General features: G+C 43.2%; 11 protein-coding genes and 1 tRNA gene. 6 read left to right on the top strand and 6 right to left on the bottom strand.

Annotated features, from left to right (window positions below):
• Positions 1–104: 104 nt before the first annotated feature.
• Positions 105–392, bottom strand: a complete 288-nt coding sequence (locus NJ959_RS21295; RefSeq protein WP_254013751.1) for a TatA/E family twin arginine-targeting protein translocase — start codon at positions 390–392, stop codon at positions 105–107.
• A gap of 409 nt (positions 393–801) precedes the next feature.
• Positions 802–990 (bottom strand): photosystem II reaction center phosphoprotein PsbH, encoded by a 189-nt coding sequence (psbH, locus tag NJ959_RS21300; RefSeq protein WP_254013759.1) that lies wholly within the window; start codon positions 988–990, stop codon positions 802–804.
• Between the two features lie 245 nt (positions 991–1,235).
• Here psbH and psbN point away from each other — a divergent pair, with 245 nt between their 5' ends.
• From psbN to NJ959_RS21325, 5 genes are all read left to right on the top strand, one after another.
• Positions 1,236–1,367: a photosystem II reaction center protein PsbN gene (psbN, locus tag NJ959_RS21305; protein ID WP_254013752.1), complete on the top strand. Its 132-nt coding sequence runs from the start codon at positions 1,236–1,238 to the stop codon at positions 1,365–1,367.
• Between the two features lie 136 nt (positions 1,368–1,503).
• Positions 1,504–1,737, top strand: a complete 234-nt coding sequence (locus NJ959_RS21310) for a DNA-directed RNA polymerase subunit omega (RefSeq protein ID WP_254013760.1) — start codon at positions 1,504–1,506, stop codon at positions 1,735–1,737.
• Between the two features lie 24 nt (positions 1,738–1,761).
• Positions 1,762–2,397, top strand: a complete 636-nt coding sequence (locus NJ959_RS21315; protein ID WP_254013753.1) for a hypothetical protein — start codon at positions 1,762–1,764, stop codon at positions 2,395–2,397.
• A 148-nt stretch (positions 2,398–2,545) separates the two neighbouring features.
• Entirely contained in the window at positions 2,546–2,911 is a 366-nt protein-coding gene (locus NJ959_RS21320) for a DUF1818 family protein (RefSeq protein ID WP_254013761.1), read from the top strand.
• Between the two features lie 362 nt (positions 2,912–3,273).
• Positions 3,274–3,347, top strand: a tRNA-Pro gene (locus NJ959_RS21325).
• Positions 3,348–3,583: 236 nt separating this feature from the next.
• Here the strand turns inward: NJ959_RS21325 and rbp are convergent.
• The 4 genes from rbp to fraC form a co-directional block, all read right to left on the bottom strand.
• The gene (rbp, locus tag NJ959_RS21330) at positions 3,584–3,907 is read right to left on the bottom strand and encodes an RNA-binding regulator (RefSeq protein WP_254013754.1); all 324 of its coding nucleotides are present in this window, start codon (positions 3,905–3,907) and stop codon (positions 3,584–3,586) included.
• Between the two features lie 394 nt (positions 3,908–4,301).
• Positions 4,302–5,084, bottom strand: coding sequence for an ABC transporter permease (locus NJ959_RS21335; RefSeq protein ID WP_254013755.1), 783 nt, complete (start codon positions 5,082–5,084; stop codon positions 4,302–4,304).
• Positions 5,085–5,265: 181 nt separating this feature from the next.
• A complete protein-coding gene (locus tag NJ959_RS21340; protein WP_254013756.1) occupies positions 5,266–6,366 on the bottom strand; it encodes a DUF5357 family protein in 1,101 nt (366 codons plus the stop codon).
• On the bottom strand, positions 6,363–6,932 hold the full coding sequence (fraC, locus tag NJ959_RS21345) for a filament integrity protein FraC (RefSeq protein ID WP_254013757.1): 570 nt from the start codon (positions 6,930–6,932) through the stop codon (positions 6,363–6,365). The genes NJ959_RS21340 and fraC overlap by 4 nt, the downstream gene beginning before the upstream one ends.
• A 266-nt stretch (positions 6,933–7,198) precedes the next feature.
• On the opposite strand from fraC, the gene NJ959_RS21350 reads away from it, so the two are divergent.
• The gene (locus NJ959_RS21350; protein WP_254013758.1) at positions 7,199–8,332 is read left to right on the top strand and encodes a cob(I)yrinic acid a,c-diamide adenosyltransferase; all 1,134 of its coding nucleotides are present in this window, start codon (positions 7,199–7,201) and stop codon (positions 8,330–8,332) included.
• Positions 8,333–8,478 lie beyond the last annotated feature (146 nt).

The following is an 8,478-nucleotide window of genomic DNA, read 5'->3' on the forward strand; positions in this document are numbered from 1 at the left end:
TCACGCCAATTTGAGTACAAATATGGCGTGAGGCTTCCGGCGAAGAAAGCTAAATAAATACCGATTAAAAGTCCAGGCGATTTCAACGAAATCGCCTGGGGTGTTTAACCCTGTCGAGAGGATGTTTCCTCGCGATCGCCAGAGTCTACTTTAGCTGGTTCCGTGGTAGCAAATTCCTGGGATTCAGGTAGTTTAGGCTTCTTCACTGTTTGCTCTATCTGTTCTGCTTCGCGCTTAAACTCGCTTTCAAACTCTTTCGATGCGTCTTGAAAACCACGAATAGCCTTTCCCAGACTTCGACCGACTTCCGGTAACTTCTTGGGACCGAATACCAATAGAGCAATGACTAAAATCACTGCCATTTCCGGCAAGCCAATACCAAAAACGTTCACCTAATCACCTCCTGCACTATGTCCGTTGCTACTCCCATCTTCCGATACTAGGCACTATCTCTAGCTCTCGATCGCTAGATGGTGCAATCTCCTTGCTCCACGCGCTAGGCTAGCGTCTAGTTCTCGCGATCGCGCCGGAGCCAATTTATTTAACCATACCACTGATTTTATCGCTATTACCAGTAACCAGAACCCCATAGAGCAATTTACCTCCAAAACTTCAGTCTTGAAGGTAAATTAAGGTTTTGTCTGGGTTCCTGAAAAAATGAGACTAACCTGAGTTAGACGTGGGACGCTTCTCAAGGAAAGAATTCGGGTTTTCGACTCCGACGATCGAAACCAAATTAAGGCTTCCAGCTTATATCGAGATCAGATGGACTAGATTGATGATTTGATTTTGATTTTGATTTTACCAACCCACTTGAATGCCATCAATTAAGATTGTGGAGTTGTATAGCTGCAAAATAATCAGCAAGAAAACGAAAAAGAGCAGCATGAATACCGCCATTAGGGTTGTAGTTCCCCAGCCGGGAGCCACTTTACCATACTCAGAGTTCAGGGGTTTGAGAATATCTCCTAGCCACGTCCGTTGTGCCATAGATCGCCTATAAATAGTTTGAATTGTGAGCATTCTATCATTGATCGCAAACAAATTATCGTATTTTTGGTTCCCTCTCCTCCATAAAGTGCCTTCAAAGGACGGGTAAGGTGGTAAGGTCTGAATTAACCTGGGTCGAGAAGAAGCTAGTCTAAGTCTCGGTAAATCTATGTATTTTGGCAACTGCTATCAACCCCTGTGGACAGGTTGGGTGCTAGAATAAAATAACCATCCATACTTACACCATGGAACCCTCAACAGTTATCACTATTTCTATCGCAGCCGTTGTTTTGGCCATCACTGGCTTCTCAATCTACACGGCATTTGGTCCACCGTCTGCTCAATTGAGCGATCCCTTTGAAGATCACGAAGACTAAGCATTTAGCCACTAACACATCAGATCTACGTCGCCACATGGGCGGCGGGTATATTCTATTTTCAATTTTCCTGACACTAACCGCTCCGAAAAACCGATACAGAACTAGTTAAAACTAGGCAAAATAAAAACTCATGATGCTAAACAAGCGTTACCACCTGTTGAATTCTAGTCAGATCATGCACCGCGCTGAGGAGTTAGTTAGCTCTGCATCAAATCGCTATCGGATTACCGTACAAGTAGCAAATCGAGCCAAGCGCCGTCGCTACGAAGACTTTGAAAATCTTGACGATCCGATGATGAAGCCAGTCCTGCGAGCTATTATCGAAATGTCAGATGAAATGAGCCAACCAGAAATTATTGGGGATTAAAGAGAATGGGGAGTGGGGGTTCTGATGTCTAAATGGAGCAACGGGATACGATACAACAGAAATATCCGCGCACTCCTCCGTTTAGCTCTTGCGACATTAACTGGTTTAGGGTTGTTTCTGGGGGGAGGCAATATTACAAATTCAGGGTTATGGCATGGGATTAACTCAAAAGCAGTAACGGCTCAAGTCCTTTCACCCCAAGATGTTTGGCGGGAAGTTTACCGAAGGTTACCCGATTTACCTTTAGAGAATCAATATATTAGTCAGGAAACTGGTGAAGTGGCATCAAATGATACCCTGATAAGTCGCTTGATTCGCTATCACATCTACGTGAAAAACCGTCCTCCCTCTTACCGTTTTGATTGGAAGCAAACCCTGGGTGATTATCTGGGAGTGAATGACTACCTGGTGGAATCGAAATATCCTGGTAGTAGTACTTTACGGCAAAATCCCATGGAGGGCGATCGCGCCGCTATTCAAAACCTGAGTCGTGTGGAGCGGAATGCTCTGGTAGATGTTTTAGCAAGTCTTTTCAATCCTAATAGCCCAGAAACCGAACCACCGACACCGAGAGAATCCTCCTCACCCTTATTGACTCCCAAACCCACTGCTACGCCGAGGCTTCCTCAACCCGGAGATGCTGAATTGCTCAAACCTTGAATAAAGTTAAAAGGATCAAGGCTGAAGGATGAAGGATGAAGGCTGAAAGAATAGCATTGGCGATAGGTTAATGTCGTCAAAAATTTGTCAATAAGCAATTATGCTTAATCTTTTAAATTTTTTCATACTTCATCCTTCATACTTAACCATGGAACGTATTCTTAAAAATGGACTGGGTTGGCGTTTAGGTTGGAATCCTCAAGGGACAGACTATCGCGGGTTGGTGGGTACAGATAATTGGGCAATTGAACTTACTGGCGATGAGCTAGATGACTTTTGCCGCTTGTTAATACACCTTGCTCAAACCATGCTCGATATCGCTGGGGAGTTGATGGATGAGGAGAAAATTAGCTGTGAAGCGGAAAGCGACTTGATTTGGATGGAAGTAGAAGGCTATCCTCATGCCTATTCCCTACGTTTGATCTTGAATCGGGGACGGCGCTGTGAGGGAAGTTGGCAAAGTGAAGCGGTTCCGAGTTTGGTCCAAGCAGCTCAGTCACTTAAAGTATTTTAACTAATTGTTTTTATAATAAAATAGCCTGAAAACCCCGTGACTAAAGTCCTCTGATGTACGCGCTTCGCGTTCCCGAGAGCGGAGCGTTCCGAAGGAAAGGGTAAGGCATTTGCAGAATTCATTCTGAAGGGCTATAATAAATAGGTCAGTATAAGACGTAAAAACCTACCCCCGGACTGGGGGAAAGTCTACGCCCGATGAGCCAGTTGTCAGACTGGGATAGCAGACCGCCCTTGTGGTAAAAGGATTGCGCACGGGAACCTGATTTATCAGGATATTAAGGCTGCGAAGTCTTAAGAATCCCCGTGTCTTTAGACCGGGGAGTGTCAATAAAATCCTGTGGTATGCTAGTATAGGTTCATCGGGGCGTAGCGCAGCTTGGTAGCGCACTACTTTGGGGTAGTAGGGGTCGTGGGTTCAAATCCCGCCGCTCCGATAACTAAAAAAAGCCAGAACTCTGTGGTGGAAAACAGTTTAAGCATAATATTCACGAAAAAAAATCTGTAAATATTATGCTTAAACTGTTTTTACGAAAAATTAGGTGGGGAAAAATTCCGGGTATTCCCCCCATAGGAAAATCTCGGCAACTATAAGCCGCAGCCTCCAAAAGGAAAAGGCTTAGGCATTTCTGCCTAAGCCTTTTCCTTTTATTTAGTTGCCTAAACTAGTGGATTAGTAGCGTCCACGGTTACCGCCAGTGCGGGCACCACCGCCACCGCCACCGCCTCGGTTTCCACCAAAAGAACCTCTGTCTTCACGAGGCTTGGCTTTATTAACTTTTAGATCGCGACCCATCCATTCCGCACCATCAAGTGCTTCAATGGCTGCCGTTTCTTCGGCTTCCGTGCCCATTTCGACGAAAGCAAAGCCACGCAGACGACCTGTTTCACGATCAGTGGGTAACTGAACCCGCTTTACGGTTCCGTATTCTGCGAAAACTGCACTGAGGTCATCTTGCACGACCTCGTAGGATAAGTTACCTACATAAATTGACATAGATTGTCTCCTAAATCAGGGGTGTGTAGAGAGTGAGATTTCGGAGAGAAGCTTGCCAAGACCAAAAGGGAAATGCCTATCAATACTAGAAACAAACGTTGTAACCGAATTAATTCTCCCCTAACAGGATAGCACAGTATTCATTTTGTGACAGACAAGAGGTGAAAATATTTTTTACCGAATCTGGCTCAGAAGCGTATTGGCTATTTTGGCGACTAACAGCCCCCACTATCCCCTTGAGGTTAGTAGGGTGTGTTAGCGCCGCAACGCACCATCGCGAACGGCGACTAATCACTAGATTGGTTGGGTAAGTCTTGAACTGGATCGGGCTATCGATCGACTTGGGCAATAATTTGAGATTTCTGCTAGTACAGATGCACTGAAAAAATCCAGTTTAAAATTCACGCCTTGAGAATATTAAAATCGCGATCGCTAAAAGCAATATAGTATAGACGAGAGCGTATACTGTATGACCCAATAGGATCTGTGGGTCAGGTAATAAACCATAAACAGCTTCATTTTTTAAATTCAGGCGCGATAAATCTGGCAAAAGTAAATAAATCCCTTGAGTCAGGATTTCAACGCTTGAGTTTTTGCTCAACTTACCCAAGGCCAATAAATCGCGACTCAAGTGTCCCATGAGATAGACACCAAAGGTGAGGAGTGTTGCTAAGATTGAGCTAGTAAAAACGCCAAACATCAGCGCTACTCCTGTAATCAAACAAAGTTCTAAAAATAGAAAAATAGTTGATACCAGGATGCTACCCGCCGGGTAGTCAATCTTGCTGAAACTGAGCAGAATCAAATAAATTCCCGTTAGCGCAATAATGAGGACACCTAAAACACCTAATAGTCCCAAATATTTGCCAATAATAAATTCGGCACGGGAAAGAGGCTTGGGAATTAAGACTAATACAGTACGTCTATCGATTTCTTTGTTAATTAAGCCAGTACCGACAAATACAGCCACGAGTACAGATAATACACTAATTCCTGCCAATCCCAAATCGATAAATATTTTATCTTCCGTGGTGGCGGCGACTTCAGGGAGGAGACGTAAGGAAATTATCAACAGGAGGGCGAAAAAGCCAATAATGTATAAGACGCGATCGCGAATCACTTCTCGAAACCCATTCGATGCGATCGCCCAAATTCTACCAAAGCTTTGGGTTTGCATATTTGTTATTTGTCACTAGTTATTTGTTATTTGTCACTAGTTATTTGTCATTTTCACTAGTTATTATTTGCCAATAAACGGCTAATTGCTAATTGTAACCTGTGAAATTCTGGGTTTCTGCTAATAGCTAATGGACATTAACTATTAGCATCCCAAAAAAGCACTCCTAGCAACTTACTCATCAGTTCATGGCAACAATGGGTTGGTCAATACTCCATCCTTTTGGTAGTTCGCATTTTACCTTTCCTGATAAGATAGTACCAGTATTCGTTGGTCTATTTACTGGAGTAATATTACAAGATTTGGTGATAGAATGAGGCGCAGATTGGGAACGGGGTCCTTGCCAAATTGCTTGGAGTTCTAAGTTATACCCATTCCCCTCTGTTTCAATTGCATGTCCTGCTTGCCACAGGTTATCTTCTTTAATCTTTTCTGAGGCAATTTCCGTCTTAGCTTGGTTAGCGATTTTACCGATCAACTGTTCCCTTTCCTGTGGTAAAAGATTGCGCTCAATCTGTGACCAAGGCTTATTATTTAGCTGATTTTCTAACAAAGATGCCATCTGATTTACAATCAGTAGTCCTCTAGGTTGGATGCAGCTTTCTTTGGGGATTTTATCATTATTGGTACATTTTGTTTCGTTGATTTTGATACCAAAAGGTGATTTTGAGTTGATTGTCTTTAAGAAATTGGCAGGTATATTGTTGGGATATTCTACTTGAACAACGAAAGCACTTTGGCTGAAATTATCAGCTAAGATACTGGGGTATTCAACTAGCCAACTTTGCAGGACAAAATAGAATTGGAACCAACAACTTAATAGGAGTTGGCTGGATATCAAAATAGCTAGATTTTTCCGCTTTCCTTGTGGCGGAATTTTTAGCTTTAAATCCTCTCCCAAACAGGCTGGCAATAGACCAATGACAGCCGAAATCAAAGGCCAAACTACTAAAGCCTTTGGGGATAATTCTCCCGTAACGATACCAAATAAATAGAAACTGGTAACTGCCCCAGTAATCCAGATACTCAAAGGTACATCACCAATTCTCAGAGATTTCTTAGCACTGGTTGCCCAATGGATACCAAGAATTACAAAAATCCAACCCAAATTATATAGCAAAAATTCGGCTATGCTAGTTGCAGGAACTGACATAATCCAAGAAAATAAACCAAGTAGAATCAGGGTTTGCCAGGAAAATGCGTTTTCAGGAATCAAGAAACTCACCAGCGAATTAACGCTACTGAATATTCTATTGTAGAGATCTGTGAGTAATTTAATCATAGTGAAAAAGTAAAAGCATTGAACTGAAGGAAACGCAGAAGTAAAAGGAGCAAAATAGCACTATAGCTATAAGCATTAGCGAGGAGAACTGCTAAAGCAGGATTTGGCTGTTGTCGGACTACAACCGGATCATGTCGATTGATTAAGCCAGGTCGCTTCCGGGACTCTTTGGGCGATAGAGTTGCCTGAAAAAGAGTATTTTCTAGAGCAAATTCGATTAATTGAAGTCCAATTAGTTTAATTAGGAAAGTTCCAAAAAAAATGACAACTCCAACAGAAACAATCGTAGTATGCCATTCTGTTGGGAGGGAACCAATGGGGCGATCGAAAAAGATATAACTCAGTAGCTGGGTTTTTAATGCCTGGGGTAGGAAGTCCTGAAATGCAAAAAAACTCGACCACCCTACACCTGCGGCAAGTAAATTCATTGACATGGCATATTCAACACTAGTTTGGCGACTGATTCTGAGCTTGCGGTACAAGACTCTAGCTTCTAGCGCAATCGCAACTAGGAGGAATATGAATTGAAACAAAATCATTTCTATGGGCAAAACTAATTTTTCCATTGGTTGTTGGTTGTTGGTTGTTGGTTGTTAGTTGTTAGTTGTTAGTTGTTAGTTACACAATAGGTGTCTCGTCTGTGGTAGTTGTTGGTTGTACAACAGGTGTCTCGCCTGTGACAGTTGTTGGTGGCAGAACAGGCCTCTCGCCTGTGACAAAGGACAAATGACAAGATCTTGACACTTTTTCTTATACTATATAGGCTTGCACAACAGAGTGAAAGTTATTCTGAAGCATTGGGAATCCAAGGATTGAGTTTCAAGGAAAACAGATGACAAGGACTGGTATTGGTATTCGCACGGCAACTGAGCGTTCTGAGCGACTCATCGGTCAGATTCACGTTTACGATGGCGCGGGGAAAGGAAAGTCTCAAGCAGCATTGGGTGTTGTGTTGCGTTCGATTGGGCTGGGGATTCACGCCGCCGAGTTTAGTCGCGTGTTGTTGCTGCGGTTTCTCAAAGGACCAGGACGGAATTATGATGAAGATGCTGCCATTGAAGCGTTGCGTCTGGGTTTTCCCCATTTAATCGATCAAGTGCGGACGGGAAGGAGTGATTTTTTTACCAAAGAGGAAATTACTCGTTTTGATGGGCTGGAGGCGCAACGGGGTTGGGATGTGGCAAAAGGCGCGATCGCCTCTAACCTATATTCGGTTATTGTCTTAGATGAGCTTAACCCTCTCCTAGATTTGGGACTGCTGGAAGTCGATGAAGTGGTTCGTACTTTGAAAAATAAGCCGGAACCTATAGAAATTATAGTTACTGGACGGGGAACTCCTCAAGCTTTGTTAGATATCGCCGATTTGCATACCGAATCTGTCCCTCACGATCATCCAGTATCGAGGGAACAGGGAATTGAAGGTATCGAAATTTACACTGGTGCGGGGAAGGGGAAATCTACTAATGCTCTCGGCAAAGCTTTGCAAGCTATTGGCAGAGGGATTAGTACGGATAAATCCCATCGAGTACTGATCGTACAGTGGCTTAAGGGTGGTACTGGTTATACTGAAGATGCCGCGATCGCAGCACTCAAACAAAGTTATCCGGATTTGGTAGATCATCACCGTTGTGGTAGGGATGCGATTGTTTGGCGCGGACAACAGCAGATTTCTGATTATGTGGAAGCTGAAAGGGGTTGGGAAATTGCCAGAGCAGCTTTAGCTTCTGGATTGTATAAAACTATTATTATGGATGAACTCAATCCTACAGTTGACCTGGATTTATTACAGGTGGAACCTATTGTGGATGCACTTTTGCGCAAACCCCGCCATACTGAAGTAATTATCACTGGTCGCTGTCACAATCAACCTGCTTACTTCGATCTCGCTAGCGTTCATTCTGAGATGATTTGTCACAAGCATTATTGTGAGAAAGGGGTGGATTTGAAGCGCGGTGTGGATTTTTAAATTTTTCTGTTGTTGGTTATTAGTTGTTGGTTGTTGGTTGTTTGTTTATTGTTCGGGAAATGGGGAATTAGTGAAGATCTTGGTCTTTTCTACCACAAATTATCTTCACCCACCCCTCCCCACCCCAGCGATCTACCCAAATAAAT

The organism is Limnofasciculus baicalensis BBK-W-15 (genome assembly GCF_024178385.1).
In the GTDB taxonomy this organism is placed as follows: domain Bacteria; phylum Cyanobacteriota; class Cyanobacteriia; order Cyanobacteriales; family Coleofasciculaceae; genus Limnofasciculus; species Limnofasciculus baicalensis.